The organism is Xenorhabdus santafensis (assembly GCF_033949405.1).
GTDB classification, from domain to species: domain Bacteria; phylum Pseudomonadota; class Gammaproteobacteria; order Enterobacterales; family Enterobacteriaceae; genus Xenorhabdus; species Xenorhabdus santafensis.
Window position 1 is genome coordinate 1 of the sequence record NZ_VCDN01000310.1, and the last position, 345, is coordinate 345.

At 39.4% G+C, this 345-nt stretch carries 1 pseudogene; it reads right to left on the reverse strand.

The annotated features are described in order from the left end of the window. Nucleotides 1–175, reverse strand: a pseudogene (locus FE392_RS22610) (hypothetical protein); the annotation flags it as partial. Between the last annotated feature and the right edge of the window lie 170 nt (nt 176–345).

A 345-nucleotide genomic window follows, 5' to 3' on the forward strand; every position in this document is an offset into this window, starting at 1 on the left:
GATCTGCACCGTAATGAATCAATTCATTTGCAAAAGAGGCAACGCTGTCTCCAATTAGAAGACCTACTACTTCACCGCCTTCTGCAATTGTTTTTGCTGCTGCTACCGCTTCAAAAGAAACGTTACGTAGCGATCCATCACGAACTTCACCCATTACTAATACTTTACGAGCCATAGATTTTCCCTCCTGCATATATAATTTCGTATTTTATTAGATCACTTTCGCTTCTGTATGGAGCAACGATACAAGTTCTTTTACTTGATCTTGCAGCTCGCCTTGTAACACTTTTCCTGCATCTTTCTTAGGAGGCAAATAGATTTCAATTGTTTTTGTCTTTGCTTCCA